This is a genomic window from Petropleomorpha daqingensis (assembly GCF_013408985.1).
GTDB lineage: Bacteria > Actinomycetota > Actinomycetes > Mycobacteriales > Geodermatophilaceae > Petropleomorpha > Petropleomorpha daqingensis.
In genome coordinates this window covers 4,925,433-4,938,568 of the sequence record NZ_JACBZT010000001.1, presented here as the reverse complement: position 1 = coordinate 4,938,568, position 13,136 = coordinate 4,925,433, and the positions used below count along the sequence as shown (strand labels likewise).

The following is a 13,136-nucleotide window of genomic DNA, read 5'->3' as shown; positions in this document are numbered from 1 at the left end:
GGATCACGCCTCTCCCGGGCGGGGCACGGCGCGGTCCAGCCACACCTGGTCGAGCAGCGGGATGCCGTCGACCTCCAGTCCGGGCGGGTAGCCGGCCGCCTCGGTGAACACGTCCCGCTCGACGGCGCGGAACCGGAAGCCCTGCCGCTGGTAGAAGCGCAGGTTGCCGACGTCGGCGGCGCCGGTGGCGACCAGCAGCAGGGTGGCGTCCTCGCTGGCGAGCAGCTCGACGGCGGCCTCGACCAGCCGCGCGCCCACACCCCGGCCGCGCAGGTCGGCGCGCACGGCCATGTTCTTCAGCTCGCGGACCGCGGGGTCCTCGGTCCCGACCAGCTGCAGGTGGCCGACGACGTCCCCGCCGCCGGTCACCGCCACCAGCACGAGACCGGCGTCGAGGTAGGAGTCGAGCTGCTCGGCCGAGTCCTCGGCGAGCTCGAAGGACCACCGCAGATCGGCCCGCGGACCGTCGTGGAGCTCGACGTGGAGCACGGACTCGGCGCGGTCGGCCGCGGCGAGCACCACCCGGTAGCCGTCGGGGTCCAGGAACGTGCGGCCCCAGCGGTCCCAGTACGGGTTGGCCGCCGGCACGGCCGTGACGCCCGCCGTCCCCAGGCGGTCGGCCGCCTCGCGGACGGCGTCGGCCGTGCCCAGGTAGAGGACGAGCAGGTCCTCCTCCGTGCCCGGCCGGGGCCGCGCCGGACCGGTGGTCAGCTCCAGCTCGGTGCCGCCGGGCAGCTCGAAGAAGACGCCGTCGTACCCGTCGTGGCCGGTGAACCCGCCGCGCCGGGGGAGCCCGAGCAGCTCGCCGTAGAACGCCGTGGACCGCTGCAGGTCGGCGACCGGGTGCGCCACGCGGGCCGCCGTCCAGCGCGCTGCCGACGTCATGGCCAGCACTCTGGCACCGGCTCGTGCCGGATGGCAGCGTGCCCGGCATGCCGAAGCAGATCGCGCCCTTCCTGATGTTCCAGGAGCGCAACGCCGAGGAGGCGATGACCTTCTACACGGCGCTGTTCGACGACGGCCGGGTGCTCGACGTGAGCCGCTACGGGCCGGACGGCCCCGGGCCGGAGGGGACCGTGCAGGTCGCCCGGTTCGCGCTGGCCGGGCAGGAGTTCTTCTGCTCCGACAGCTTCGTCCGGCACGGCTTCTCGTTCACCCCGTCGTTCTCGGTCTGGATCGAGACCGAGTCCGAGGACGAGCTCGAGCGCCTCTACGCGGCGCTAGCCGAGGGTGGCGGGGTGCTGATGCCCCTGGGCGACTACGGCTTCAGCCGCCGCTTCGGCTGGGTGAACGACCGCTTCGGCGTCTCCTGGCAGCTCAACCTCGGCTAGCCGCCGGGCTGCGCTCCTCGGCGACCGTGGTGGGCAGGGTGCCGCGGCCGGTGACGACGTCGAGCACCGCGTCGGCGTCGGCGTCCGCCGGCCCGCGCCAGGCCACGTGCTGGTCGGGGCGGACCAGCAGCAGGTCCGCGTCGTACCGGGCGCGCAGCTCCGGCAGGTGCACCAGGTCCAGCAGCCGGACCGGCACCCCGGCGCGGGCGGCCGCGTCGACGAAGGGACCGGCGTCGGCGGCCGGGGCCAGCCTGATCAAGGTGAAGCCGTCGCCGAGCAGGTCGTAGACCGACGTCCCGTCGGGCAGCCAGGCGTGCGGCAGCCGCGCGCCGGGGTGGGCGGACGGCGTGTACGTGACCACCTCGGGTGCCGGGCGCGACCCGGCGTCCGGGACGACGACCGGCGAGTCCGGGTAGTCGTAGCCGAGCACCAGACCGAGCGCGTGGAACTCCGGGTCCTTGGCCTGCAGCGCCCGGGCGACGTCGGCCCGCAGCGCCTCGCCGGCCGGGCTGTCCGCGTCCAGGTCGGCGGCGGCGAACGACGGAGCGAGGAACGCCTCCTGGCTGCCGGCCGCGTCGATGGTGCGCAGGGCGACCGGACGCCGTTCGGGCTCGTAGCTGTCCAGCAGCGACTCCGGCGCCCAGCCCTGCAGCACCGCGGCCAGCTTCCAGCCGAGGTTGACCGCGTCGCCGACGCAGGTGTTGAAGCCGTGCCCGCCCCACGGCGGGTTCAGGTGCGCGGCGTCGCCGACCAGGAAGACCCGCTCTCCGCGGTACTTGTTGGTCAGCAGCATCCGCGCCGACCACGGGTCGGTGGCCAGGACGTCGACGTCGATCTCGGTGCCGACCAGGTCGCGGACCAGCGCCTCCGGGTCGACGTCGCGGGTGTTCTCGTCGATCCCCTGGACGATCGCCCACCAGGTGCCGTCGAGGTCGAGCCGGCCCATGAGGCCGCCGCGCTTGGCGCCGATCACCCAGTAGTGGATGCCATCTGCGCACAGTGGGCGCTCCTCCAGCGCCTTGCTGCGGAAGGTGATCGACATGTTCGGCAGGGTTCCCGAGGAGCCCTCGTAGCGGGCGCCGATCGCGGCGCGGCTGATGCCCCCGCTGCCGTCGGCCCCGAGCAGGTACTCGGCGCTGACCTCGTGCCGGCCGCCGTCGGGCGCCTCGAGCCCGGCGCGGGCCTCGCGCGGCCCGTCGACCACCGACATCACCCGCCAGCCGACCAGCAGCGTGACGCTCGGCAGCTCGGCGGCGGCCTCGCGCAGCACCTCCTCGACCAGCGGCTGCGGCGCCTGCTGGCCGACCTCGGCGAGCTCCTCGACCCGCCCGGGGAACAGCGCGAAGGCGTTGCGGAAGCGGGTGATCTCGTGGCCGAACAGGCCCGTGCAGAAGACGACGTCCTGCGCGTACCCCACCGGCAGCGGGGCGGCCGCGCGCAGCCGGTCGGCGATGCCCCAGCGGCGCAGGTGCTCCATCGTCCGGGCGCTGGTCGTCTTCGCCCGGGGCCGCAGCGGGTCGAGCTCGGTGCGCGGTTCGACGACGAGCACCTCGACGCCGCGGCGGCCGAGCTCGATCGCGGCGGCGAGACCGCTCGGGCCGCCGCCGACGATCAGCACCGGCACGCGGGCGGGCACGTCGGTCATCGGTTCTCCTGTGTTCGGGGGAGGCTGCGCCGGGACCGGATCGGTCGCGCTCGACGCCTGTTCAGGATGGGTGGCCGGGCTCACCCTCCCGTAGGCCGTTGCCATTGGCCGGAAGGGGAACGAGGTCTTCTCGGACCGGCTGGTTCCGCTCCCGCCACTGCCGGACCCACGCCCGGCCGTAGTCGTTGCCGTGCGGGGTGCGCAGCACGGTGTGGACGTGGAAGGGCTGCGGGGTGTCGTAGTCGAGGAAGACGCCGCAGTGGTGGTCCAGCTCGGCGATCAGCACCGGCGACTGCAGCCGGTAGTAGAAGACGTCGCCGGGCCGCGAGCCGCCGATCCAGGAGAACCAGGTCTCGTCCAGGTGCGCCTCGATCTCGCGCATCCGCGCCTTCCGCGGACCCTCCGGCAGCAGCCGCACGAACGACTCGGCGATGCCACGCGCGGCCCGCTGTGCCGCCTCGGCGAGGCCGGTGACGCGGACGCCCTCGAACGGGATCACCCGGTTGTCCTGGAAGGCGCCGGCGAGGTGACGCTCGTCGCCGGGGTGCACGCGGCCCTCGGGCATGGCCGGGTCGACCATCTGCGCGTAGACCGTGGCTGCGGCCCGCTGCTCGTCGGTGAGGGCAGCCATCAGGTCGAGGCCGAGCTGCACGCGGTCGGCGAACAGGTCGCGCAGACCGGCGTGCGGGCCCGCGTCGATCTCGTCGGGCTCGGCGCCGAGGAAGACGGGGGAGAGGCTCATCCGGCCCTCGACGACCAGGCAGTTGAGCGCCGCGTGGTGGCCGTACAGCTGCCAGCCCCAGGGCGCCCGCAGGTCGGGCTCGCCGTAGAGGGCGATGTTGTAGGACCACTCGTTGAGCACGCTCTCGAGGTCGACGACCTCGCCGAGGAAGCCGTTGACCAGCATCATCGCGTGCGCCTGCGCGAACCCCTCGGGCGACAGCGAGGCGCGGACCAGGTCCAGCGCCTTCTCCCGCACGATCTCGGGCTGGCGGTCCAGGCGCAGGCCGGTGTCGAACTGCAGGAACTCCGGGTTGGCCCAGGTCTGCCACTCCACGGCGTCCACCGGGTGCAGAAGTCGCGACTTCTGCTGCTCGTCGAGCACGGACAGCAGGTCGGTGGCGGCCTCCACCATGGCGGCGACCGGCGCCTCCTCACCCGGCTCGGCGGGCGTCAGCTGGTAGAGCCCTTCGCGGAGGACGCCGTCCTCGGTGACCCCGCGGAAGTCGTTCCGGTACAGCGGCGTCCAGCCCTCGACCAGCCCGCCGGTGAACGTGCCGGGCTTCCGGGCGAACTCGCCGTAGCTGTAGGGGTCCAGGCCCCGGACCTCGGCCAGCCGCGGGTGGTCGTGGCCGAACAGGTACCGGCGGTACTCACCGGCCACGACGGGCCCCGTTCCCGACCACGGTGTTGGTCAGCACGCCGAGGCGCTCGACCTCGACCTCGACGGTGTCGCCGGGGTGCAGCAGCCACTGCGGGTCGCGGGCGTAGCCGACTCCGGACGGCGTGCCGGTGGCCAGCAGGTCGCCCGGGCGCAGCGTGAACGTGTGGCTGATCAGCGACAGCGTGTCGCCGACGGGATAGACCATCTCGTCGGTGCAGCCGTCCTGGACGATCTCGCCGTTGACGCGGGTCTGCACCCGCAGCCCGTCGCGCAGGTCGCCGACCTCGCCCGCCGGCACCAGCGGGCCGAGCGGGCCGGAGTCGTCCCCGTTCTTGCCGAGGATCCACTGGCTCGTGAGCTTCTGCGCCCGGCGCGAGGTCAGGTCGTTGAAGGTCGAGTAGCCGACGACGGCGGCCAGCGCCTCGTCCGGGGTGGCGTCGACCAGGGTGCTGCCGACGTAGGCCATGACCTCGCCCTCCCAGTCGATGCCGTCCTCGTTCGACGGCACCGGGACCTCCGCGCCGCCCACGGTGAGCGACTGGGTCCAGCGGGCGAACAGCGTCGGGTGCGGGGGCACGCCCTCGCCGGCGAACGACCCCTCGGCGACGTGCTTGAGGTAGTTCAGCCCGATGCAGATCACCCGGGCGCCGGGCAGCACCGGCGGCACGAACCGCACGTCGGCCGCGGCGACGGTCTCGCCGTCCGGGGTGCGCGCCAGGTGGCCGGCGGCGTCGGCCCAGAACTCCTCGAGCCCCGCGACCACGGTCACCGACGCGCCGTCGTCCGACAGCGACGCGACCTGCACCGGCCCGCCGTCCCGGCGGATGCCCACGAACCTCATGACTGCCCTCTCTTCAGGCCGAACCGGCGGCGCAGCACGTCGATCGTGCGGTCGAGCGCCTGCACCGGGGCCTCGGTCGAGCCGAACCACATGTGGTCGGCGCCTTCGTACAGATCGAGCTCCGCCTCGACGCCGCCCTCGACCAGCGCGCTGTAGAGCCGCTCGCTCTGCACGCACGGGATGAGCTGATCGGCCGCGCCGTGCAGCAGCAGGAACGGCGGGGCGTCGGGGGAGACGTGGGTGACCGGGCTGGCCTGCGCGGCGAGCTCCGGGACGTCGACCGCCGGGGCGCCGAGCAGCAGCGCCTCGCGGGTGGTCGCGTCGTGCGGGTCGACGCCGAGGTCGGCCGCGACGGCGGCGAGGTCGGTCGGCGGGTACCAGGCCGCGACGGCGGAGACGGCGCTCGACAGCCCGGTGATCCCGACGGCCCCTTCCAGCGACTCGTCGCGGACCAGCCCGAGCAGCGCGGCGAGGTGGCCGCCGGCCGACTCGCCCCACGCGGCGATGCGCTCGGGATCGATGCCGAGCTCGCCGGCGCGAGCGCGCAGCCAGCGGACCGCGGCCTTGGCGTCGTGCAGCTGGGCCGGGAACGTCGCCTCGCCGGAGAGCCGGTAGTCGACGCTGGCGACGGCGACGCCGGCCTGCGCGACCCGCTCGAACGGCGTCGGCGTCTGCCCGCGGTACGCCGGGCCGGCCAGGTGCCGGCTGCCGATCCGCCAGCCGCCGCCGTGCAGGAAGACGACGACCGGCACCGGGCCGTCGGACCCGGCCGGCAGGTACAGGTCCAGCTCGAGCGGCCGGAGACCCGGGATCGCGGCGTACGGCACGCCGAGCAGCCGGCGCACGCCGGCGGCGCCGTCGACCGGAGCCGGCAGCGGCTGCTCGTGCGCAGGCGGGGGCAGGGGGAGGGGCACGGTTCTCCTCGTGAACGGAGGCTGAGAGTGCAGGAATCCTGCGCTCTCAGCCTCCGTTCGGACGACGGGCTAGGCGTTCGGCCAGGTGTAGTCCGGCAGAAACTGCATGTTGTGCTGCTGCGCGGCGGCCTGCATGCGCGGGAAGTCCGGGATGAACGGCGGCTGGTCCGTGGTGGCGTGGTCGGTCGGCGTGCCCATGTGCTGGAAGAACCGCTCGAAGCCGCCGGAGAGGGTGCCCATCATCCGGGCGTCCTCGACGATCTGGTAGGCGTGCGCGAAGCCGGCCGGCACGAAGCCGAAGTCACCGGGAGCGAGCAGCGACGACTGCTTCTGCCCCTCCTCGTCCTCGAAGAACAGCCGGACCTTGCCCTCGATCACGTAGAAGGTCTCGTGCGTCTCGTTGTGCGAGTGCGTGGGGATGACGTCGCCGGCGGGGGAGTCGGCGGTGATGATGCCGAACTGGTTCTCGGTCTCGTCGCCGGAGAGCAGCACGGTGAACAGGTCGCCGAAGAGCATCGCGGTCTCACCCTCGCCACGGCGCAGCACGTACGGCTTGGGCGCGCCGGGCAGCCGGCCCGTCCACTGCGGGCCCTTCGCGGGGTCGATCAGGTACTCGAAGCTCATGCGCGTTCTCCCGGTGCGGGTCGACGGTGACGTCTCCGAAGCATCGGTGAGCGGCGTCACGGGTCCCACGCGGGTGCCATTGAGCGGCAACGATCCTGCTGGGACGGCGCCGCGCCCGACAGAGTCAGCGGTCGTGACTCCGCCGCAGCTGCGCCTCGCCGTCCAGAGCCGGGTGATCGTCGACAACGACTGGTCCGGAGACCCCGACGGGCTGGTCGCGCTGGCCCACCACCTGCTGTCGCCGACCAACCGGGTCGTCGCGGTGACCAGCTCGATGATCAACCCGGTGTTCGGCCAGCCGGAGGGCGCCGTCGCCGGCGCTGCGCTGGCCCGGGAGCTCGTCGACCTGGTCGCGCTGCCGGAGCCGCCGCCGGTGCACGCCGGCAGCAACGGCCCGTTCGGCGACTCCGCCTCGGTCGCGGCGGACGCGATCGTCGCCGAGGCCCTCCGGGACGACGAGCTGCCGCTGCTCCTCGTCTGCGGCGGCCCCCTGACCAACGTCGCGCAGGCCCTGCAGCAGGCTCCGGAGATCGCCTCCCGGCTGACCCTCGTCTGGATCGGCGGCGCGCTGGACCCCGCCGCGGACGAGTACAACCGCGACACCGACCCGGTGGCGGCCGAGTACGTCTTCGGCACGCCCGGACTGGCGATCTGGCAGTTCCCCCTCGAGACCTACCGCAGCTGCGCCTACTCGGTGGCCGAGCTCGAGGCCGACCTCGGGGGCAGCGGCCGGGTCGGGGAGTGGCTGTGGACCCGGTTCACCGAGCTGCCGCTGCCCGACTTCGTCCAGCTCGGAGGGGTCTGGCCGCTGGGCGACAGCCCGCCGGTGCTGGTCACCGCCCTGGCCGACGAGTCCAGCACCTACCGCGAGACCCCGAACGGGCGCGTCTACACCGCCGTCGACGTCCGGCTGCTGTTCGCCGACCTGCTGGCCCGGCTGCGCCTGCACGAGCGTCGCCGTTGACGGTCGCTCAGGGCAGGATGCGGGCATGCCCCTGTTCACCGGAGTCGGCGTCGCCCTGGTCACCCTCTTCCGCCCGGACGGCGCCCTCGACGCGCCGGCCACCGCGGACCTCGCCGCACAGCTCGCCGGCCTCGGCGTGCGCTGCATCCTCGCGGCGGGGACGACGGGGGAGGCCGCCACGCTCACCGCGGCGGAGCGCGACGAGCTGATCGCCGCCGTCCGCGCCGCCGTCCCCGCCGACGTCCCGGTGCTCGCCGGCACCGGCGCCGTCACCGGGCGGCAGGCCGCCGAGTTCACCGAGCGCGCCTTCGCCAACGGCGCCGACGCCGTCCTCGCGCTGTCGCCGCCCCGGGTCGCCGACCCGCGGGCCTACTTCGAGGTGATCGCCAAGGCGGCCACCGGCCCGCTGCTGGCCTACAACTTCCCGGGTGCGTCGCTGCCCGGCATCCCGGTCGACCTGCTGTCGGAGCTGCCGATCTCCGGGCTCAAGGACTCCTCGGGAGACGCCGCCCGGTTCCTGCACGAGCGCGAGATCTTCCGCGGCGACCTCTACACCGGAGCCGCCAGCCTGCTCGCCCTCGCCGGCCTGGTCGGCGCGGACGGTGGCCTGCTCGCGGTCGCCAACAGCCTCCCCGAGCACTGCATCGCCGCCCTGGCCGGCGACGTCGAGGCCCAGATCCGGATCGCGGCCGCCGACCGGACCGCGTCCGCCGACTTCCCGGCCGGGCACAAGCGCGCGACGGCGGCGCGCTTCGGCACCTCCCCGGTGACCCGGGTGGGCTCCTGACCACCATGCGGGCCGTCGTCCTGAGCGGCCCTGAGAGCTGCTCGGTCGAGGAGGTGCCGGTCCCGGAGGCGGCACCGGGCGAGGTCGTCGTCGAGGTCGAGCGGGTCGGCGTCTGCGGCACCGACGTCGAGCTGTTCACCGGCGAGCTGTCCTACCTGCAGACCGGGCACTCGACCTACCCCCTGCGGCCGGGCCACGAGTGGTGCGGCCGGGTCCGCGAGATCGGCGACGGCGTCGACCCCGCCTGGCTGGGCCGACGGGTCATGGGCGACACGATGCTGGGCGACCAGACGTGCCGGCGCTGCCGGCGGGGCCGCCAGCACGTGTGCGAGCACCGGCAGGAGGTCGGCATCCGCGGCGGCCGCGACGGCGCCCTGGCCGAGCGGCTCGCCGTCCCGGCGTGGTCGCTGCACGAGCTGCCCGACAGCGTGGACGAGGTGCTCGGCGCGCTGGTCGAGCCGGGTGGCAACGCGTGGCGCGCCGCGCAGGCCACCGGGCTGGAGGACGGCGACCGCGCCCTGGTGATCGGGCCGGGGACGATCGGGCTGCTCACGGCCATGTTCCTGCGCGCGGCCGGGGTCGAGGTGCACCTGCTGGGCGTCACCGACGCGTCGCTGGCGTTCGCCCGCGGGCTCGGCTTCGACTCCGCGTGGACCCGCGACTCCCTGCCCGAGCTGCCCTACGACGCCGTCGTGGACGCCTCGACGCACGTCGCCTCGCCCGCCTACGCCCTGGACCGGGTGGAACCCGGCGGCCGGGTCGTCTACATCGGGATCTCCGGCACCCCGAGCACGATCGACACCCGCACGCTGCTGCTCCGGGACGTCACGGCGGTCGGGATCCTGTCCGCCTCCCCGGGGCTGGCGGCGACGATCGCCGCCTACGCGAGCGGCGCGGTCGACCCGCGGCCCCTCGTGGCCGCGACGGTCGGGTTGGACCAGGTGGGGGGCGTGCTGGCGGGGCGGCGGCCGGAGGGCGGCGGGCCGAAGATCCACGTCGATCCGAGCGTCGTCCGCGGGGGATGAGGACGGCGCTCGTGTCCGGCGGGATCTTGCCGCCATGGTCGCGAACACGTCCGCCGCGCAGGGCATGCTCCAGCAGAAGGCCGCCCGGTGGTGGTGGGTACCGCTGATCGCCGCCGGCCTCTGGGTGGTCATCGCCTGGATGGTCCTGCGCGCCGACTACAAGTCGCTGGTCGCGGTCGGCGTGCTCGTCGGCGTCGCCTTCCTGGTCGCGGCGATCAACGAGGGGGCTCTGGCGGCCGCGGTCGGCGGCGGCTGGGCGGTGCTGCACATCGCGCTGGCGGTGTTCTTCGGGCTCGGCGCGATCTGGGCGTTCGTCCGGCCGGTCAACACCTTCTTCGCCCTCGCGTCGGTCCTCGGGCTGCTGCTGTTCCTCCAGGGGATCGTCACGCTCGCGAGGGGGATCGCGCTCAACGGCGAGACCCCGCACTGGTGGCTCGACCTGGTCACCGGCGGCCTGCTCATCCTGCTGGCGATCTGGGTCTCGTCCTCCGACCGCATCTGGGACCTCGCCGGCCGTGCGTCCTTCATCTTCCTGTGGGTCGGCTTCATGTCGGTCTTCCGGGCGATCTCCGACGTCATGCTGGCGTTCTCGCTGCGCCGGCTGCGCGACGGAGGGGTGCCCCCGCAGGCGCCGCCGGTCGTCCCGCGCCAGGAGCAGCGGACGGCCGACGTCCCGCAGACCGCGGCGCCGTAGCGATTCCTGTCGGACCCCGCCCGTACGGTGCGGGCGTGTCGAGCGAGCTGCGGTGGGCGGTCACCGACGGGCCGGCGGGCACGCATGCCGTCGAGCTGCCCGCCGACCCCGCCGGTGCGCGGCTGGTCGTCACGCACTACCGCGGCCGGTTCTGGTGCTCCACGCACGCCGGGGGGTGCGGCGAGCGGCTCGTCGCCGGTGCGCGCGGCTTCCGGCACGCCGACACGGCAGCCTGGTGCCGGTTCGCCGAGGCCGATGCCGGACCGGCGTACGAGCACCTGCGCTACGAGCCCGCTTTGACGGCGTGGCTCGCCGAGCAGGGGTTCGGTCCGCGGACGCGCACCCTGCAGGCGCCGGACGGCGCGGTCGACCTGCAGATCGTGGTCGACGAGGTCGACGCCGTCCTGGAGGTGCAGCTCGCGCCGCTGCCGGACGTCGCCTGGCGGGAGCGGGACGACGCCGACCGCGCCCAGCACCGGCACGTCACCTGGCTCTACGGCCCCGGCGCGGAATCGGCCGCGGTCACCGAGGCCGCCGTGCGCGGGCTCGCGCTGGAGCTGCGCCGGCAGAACCGGGGGCTGATCGTCGGCGTGCGCGACGTCGACGAGCGGGTCCGCTGGGTCCCGCTGAGCTCCTGCCGGCTGACCCCGGACGGGTTCGCGGCGCCGGGTGTCGAGCAGGCCCGCGCGGTGCACCGCCGGCGGACCACCGAGCGGCGGACGGCGGCGCGGCGGGTCGCGGGGCACGCGCCGACCGGGCCCGAGCAGCTGACCTTCCCGGTCTGACCTCGGTCTTCCTTACGATTCGGCGGTGCGCGTCCCGATCTTCCAGCTCGACGCCTTCGCCACCCGGCGCTTCACCGGCAACCCGGCCGCGGTGGTGGTGCTGGAGCGGTTCCCCGACGACGCGCTCCTGCAGGCCGTGGCCGCGGAGAACAACCTCGCCGAGACGGCGTTCCTCGTGCGGTCCACCGATGCGGACCGGCTGCGCTGGTTCACGCCCACGGTGGAGGTGCCGTTGTGCGGGCACGCCACGCTGGCTGCCGGCGCCGTCGTCCTCGAGCGCCTGGAGCCCGGCCGCGATCGCGTCGTCTTCGACACCGCCAGCGGGCCGCTGACCGTCGAGCGCGACGGCTCGGTCTACCGGATCGACCTGCCGGCCCGCACCGTGCGCAGCGTGCCGCTGCCACCGGCCCTCGCGCACGCGCTCGGCGTCACACCGGAGGAGACGGCGGTCGACGGGAGCAACTACCTCGCCCTGCTGCCCACCGCCGACGACGTCCGGTCGCTCGAACCGGATCTCGCGGCGATCGCCCGGCTCGACCGCACCGGGGTCGTGGTGACCGCCGCCGGGGACGGCGCCCACGACGTCGTCAGCCGGTACTTCGCGCCGGCGAAGGGGATCCCCGAGGACCCGGTGACCGGCGGAGCGCACTGCGCGCTCGTGCCGTTCTGGTCCGCCCGCACCGGCAAGGACACCTTCCTCGCCCACCAGGCGTCCCGGCGCGGGGGTGAGCTGAGCTGCCGGCTCGTCGGCGACCGGGTGCACCTGTCCGGCGGGTGCGCCTTCTACCTCGAGGGCTGCATCGAGCTCTGACGCCCGGTCAGCAGTCGAACGCGCCCCAGCAGATGTCGTTGCGCCGCCGCTGGTCGTCGAGCACGAGGTCCCGAACGGGATCGGGCAGCTGGTCCCGCTGCCACCGGCACTCGAGCCGCCCCGCGTCGTCCCCGTCGGCCGCCCGCACCGCCTTGATCGCGTAGGCGGCGGCCCCCAGGTCGTGCTCGGCGACGTGCGCCACCACCGCGGCCTGGCCGGCGGCGTAGGCGGCGAAGCGTGGGGCGCCGCGAAGGTCCCGGGCCGCGCCCATGGCATGGCCGCCCGCCGCGCGGGTCTGCATCATCGGCAGCTCGCCGCGCACCCAGGCGCGGGCGGCCTCGATCGCCTGCCGGGGGCGGTCGTCGTCCGGCCGGACCGCCTCGAACAGCGGCAGCACGTGCTCGGCGCACGCGGCCGCCCACAGCGCCAGGAGGTGGTGCTCGGCGTCGGTCAGGCTTCCGCCGCGCCGGACCGTGATCAGCCGCGGGTTCCGCTCCTTCGGCAGGATCACGGGGCGCGGTCCTCGTCGGCTCGGTCACGGGAGGCGTGCTCGCGGTCGGCGCGGTCGTGCTCGCGGTCCTGCTGCGCCGCGACGCGGTCCTGCTCCGCGGCGAGGCGGTCCTGCTCGGCGGCGAGGCGATCGGCCGCGTCGGCCGCCCGATCGGCCAGGGTCCGCGCACGGTCCTCGTCGGCCCAGGCCTGGTAGGTCTCGTCGACCTCGGCATCGATGGCCCCCTGCTGCTTCCCGTCGTCGGGCGGCCGGTCCGCCGACCGCGCGCGCTGTGCCGAGCGCTCGTCGGCCGCCGCGTCGCGCTGCCCCGCGGCCGTGGCCCGCTCGCCGGCCCGCCGGTCCCGTTCGGCGGCCGCCTCGTCGCGCAGCTGCGCGGCGATCTCACGGCTCAGGGCCGCCTCGTCCCGCCGGTGGCCGGCCTGCTCCCGCCGCCGGGCCGCGTCGTCCCGGGCGCGGTCGGCGGCGAGCCGCCGCCGCTCGATCCGTGCTGCTTCGGCGGGATCCGGGCCTGGCCAGAGATCCGCGCGGAGATGCTCGTGCTCGACGGCCCGGAGTGCCGTCGCCGCCTCGCGGAGCAGCCCCTGCGCGTCCTCGAGGCGGCCTTCCCGCAGGGCCCGCTCGGCCAGGGTGAGGTTGGTGGCGGCGACGCGGCCCTCGGTCGCGGCCACCGCCTCGGCGCCCCGGCTCAGGCGCTGCTGCAGTCGGCGGATGTCCTCCTGGAGGCGCTCGGACGTCTGCTCGGCGCGACGGCTCTGCTGCGCGCGTCGGTCATCGGACCCGTCCATGCGCCGAGCGTTCCCCTGCTGGAACTCCCGGACAA

15 protein-coding genes are annotated in these 13,136 nt (G+C 74.8%); 7 read left to right on the top strand and 8 right to left on the bottom strand.

Features of this window, described 5'->3' with window-relative positions; genetic code table 11:
• Window positions 1–3: 3 nt before the first annotated feature.
• Window positions 4–885: a GNAT family N-acetyltransferase gene (locus GGQ55_RS24310; protein WP_179721247.1), complete on the bottom strand. Its 882-nt coding sequence runs from the start codon at window positions 883–885 to the stop codon at window positions 4–6.
• Between the two features lie 47 nt (window positions 886–932).
• Here GGQ55_RS24310 and GGQ55_RS24305 point away from each other — a divergent pair, with 47 nt between their 5' ends.
• A complete protein-coding gene (locus tag GGQ55_RS24305; RefSeq protein ID WP_179721245.1) occupies window positions 933–1,331 on the top strand; it encodes a VOC family protein in 399 nt (132 codons plus the stop codon).
• Here the strand turns inward: GGQ55_RS24305 and GGQ55_RS24300 are convergent.
• The 5 genes from GGQ55_RS24300 to GGQ55_RS24280 form a co-directional block, all read right to left on the bottom strand.
• Window positions 1,318–2,976, bottom strand: coding sequence for an FAD-dependent monooxygenase (locus GGQ55_RS24300; protein WP_179721243.1), 1,659 nt, complete (start codon window positions 2,974–2,976; stop codon window positions 1,318–1,320). The two genes, GGQ55_RS24305 and GGQ55_RS24300, sit on opposite strands and share 14 nt — an antisense overlap.
• A gap of 61 nt (window positions 2,977–3,037) precedes the next feature.
• Window positions 3,038–4,360: a DUF3500 domain-containing protein gene (locus tag GGQ55_RS24295; RefSeq protein ID WP_179721241.1), complete on the bottom strand. Its 1,323-nt coding sequence runs from the start codon at window positions 4,358–4,360 to the stop codon at window positions 3,038–3,040.
• Window positions 4,350–5,201, bottom strand: coding sequence for a fumarylacetoacetate hydrolase family protein (locus GGQ55_RS24290; protein ID WP_179721239.1), 852 nt, complete (start codon window positions 5,199–5,201; stop codon window positions 4,350–4,352). The genes GGQ55_RS24295 and GGQ55_RS24290 overlap by 11 nt, the downstream gene beginning before the upstream one ends.
• Window positions 5,198–6,115 (bottom strand): alpha/beta hydrolase fold domain-containing protein, encoded by a 918-nt coding sequence (locus tag GGQ55_RS24285; RefSeq protein WP_179721237.1) that lies wholly within the window; start codon window positions 6,113–6,115, stop codon window positions 5,198–5,200. The genes GGQ55_RS24290 and GGQ55_RS24285 overlap by 4 nt, the downstream gene beginning before the upstream one ends.
• A gap of 69 nt (window positions 6,116–6,184) precedes the next feature.
• Complete coding sequence (locus tag GGQ55_RS24280; RefSeq protein WP_179721235.1) at window positions 6,185–6,739, bottom strand: quercetin 2,3-dioxygenase; 555 nt, start codon at window positions 6,737–6,739, stop codon at window positions 6,185–6,187.
• A gap of 133 nt (window positions 6,740–6,872) precedes the next feature.
• Between GGQ55_RS24280 and GGQ55_RS24275 the strand changes: the two genes are divergently transcribed.
• Genes GGQ55_RS24275 through GGQ55_RS24250 form a run of 6 tightly spaced genes read left to right on the top strand, consistent with a single transcriptional unit; the run spans window position 6,873 to window position 11,805 of the window.
• Entirely contained in the window at window positions 6,873–7,703 is an 831-nt protein-coding gene (locus GGQ55_RS24275; protein WP_366490158.1) for a nucleoside hydrolase, read from the top strand.
• A 25-nt stretch (window positions 7,704–7,728) separates the two neighbouring features.
• Window positions 7,729–8,490, top strand: coding sequence for a dihydrodipicolinate synthase family protein (locus tag GGQ55_RS24270; RefSeq protein ID WP_179721231.1), 762 nt, complete (start codon window positions 7,729–7,731; stop codon window positions 8,488–8,490).
• Between the two features lie 5 nt (window positions 8,491–8,495).
• Window positions 8,496–9,515, top strand: coding sequence for a zinc-dependent alcohol dehydrogenase (locus tag GGQ55_RS24265; protein ID WP_179721229.1), 1,020 nt, complete (start codon window positions 8,496–8,498; stop codon window positions 9,513–9,515).
• A 34-nt stretch (window positions 9,516–9,549) separates the two neighbouring features.
• The gene (locus GGQ55_RS24260) at window positions 9,550–10,209 is read left to right on the top strand and encodes a DUF308 domain-containing protein (RefSeq protein ID WP_179721227.1); all 660 of its coding nucleotides are present in this window, start codon (window positions 9,550–9,552) and stop codon (window positions 10,207–10,209) included.
• A 35-nt stretch (window positions 10,210–10,244) separates the two neighbouring features.
• Window positions 10,245–10,994 carry a hypothetical protein gene (locus GGQ55_RS24255; RefSeq protein ID WP_179721225.1) on the top strand — a complete coding sequence of 250 codons (750 nt, stop codon included), beginning with the start codon at window positions 10,245–10,247 and terminating at the stop codon, window positions 10,992–10,994.
• 25 nt (window positions 10,995–11,019) lie between these two features.
• Window positions 11,020–11,805, top strand: a complete 786-nt coding sequence (locus GGQ55_RS24250; RefSeq protein WP_179721223.1) for a PhzF family phenazine biosynthesis protein — start codon at window positions 11,020–11,022, stop codon at window positions 11,803–11,805.
• A gap of 7 nt (window positions 11,806–11,812) precedes the next feature.
• On the opposite strand, the gene GGQ55_RS24245 is transcribed toward GGQ55_RS24250, so the two are convergent.
• On the bottom strand, window positions 11,813–12,316 hold the full coding sequence (locus tag GGQ55_RS24245) for a putative immunity protein (protein ID WP_179721221.1): 504 nt from the start codon (window positions 12,314–12,316) through the stop codon (window positions 11,813–11,815).
• Entirely contained in the window at window positions 12,313–13,101 is a 789-nt protein-coding gene (locus GGQ55_RS24240) for a hypothetical protein (RefSeq protein ID WP_179721219.1), read from the bottom strand. Before GGQ55_RS24240 ends, GGQ55_RS24245 begins: the two co-directional genes overlap by 4 nt.
• Between the last annotated feature and the right edge of the window lie 35 nt (window positions 13,102–13,136).

Bases quoted from the DNA above. Each gene is read 5' to 3' on its own strand.
- GGQ55_RS24240 (WP_179721219.1), bottom strand. From the start codon at position 13,101: ATGGACGGGTCCGATGACCGACGCGCGCAGCAGAGCCGTCGCGCCGAG.
- GGQ55_RS24310 (WP_179721247.1), bottom strand. From the start codon at position 885: ATGACGTCGGCAGCGCGCTGGACGGCGGCCCGCGTGGCGCACCCGGTC.
- GGQ55_RS24265 (WP_179721229.1), top strand. From the start codon at position 8,496: ATGCGGGCCGTCGTCCTGAGCGGCCCTGAGAGCTGCTCGGTCGAGGAG.
- GGQ55_RS24300 (WP_179721243.1), bottom strand. From the start codon at position 2,976: ATGACCGACGTGCCCGCCCGCGTGCCGGTGCTGATCGTCGGCGGCGGC.
- GGQ55_RS24305 (WP_179721245.1), top strand. From the start codon at position 933: ATGCCGAAGCAGATCGCGCCCTTCCTGATGTTCCAGGAGCGCAACGCC.
- GGQ55_RS24260 (WP_179721227.1), top strand. From the start codon at position 9,550: ATGGTCGCGAACACGTCCGCCGCGCAGGGCATGCTCCAGCAGAAGGCC.
- GGQ55_RS24270 (WP_179721231.1), top strand. From the start codon at position 7,729: ATGCCCCTGTTCACCGGAGTCGGCGTCGCCCTGGTCACCCTCTTCCGC.
- GGQ55_RS24280 (WP_179721235.1), bottom strand. From the start codon at position 6,739: ATGAGCTTCGAGTACCTGATCGACCCCGCGAAGGGCCCGCAGTGGACG.
- GGQ55_RS24290 (WP_179721239.1), bottom strand. From the start codon at position 5,201: ATGAGGTTCGTGGGCATCCGCCGGGACGGCGGGCCGGTGCAGGTCGCG.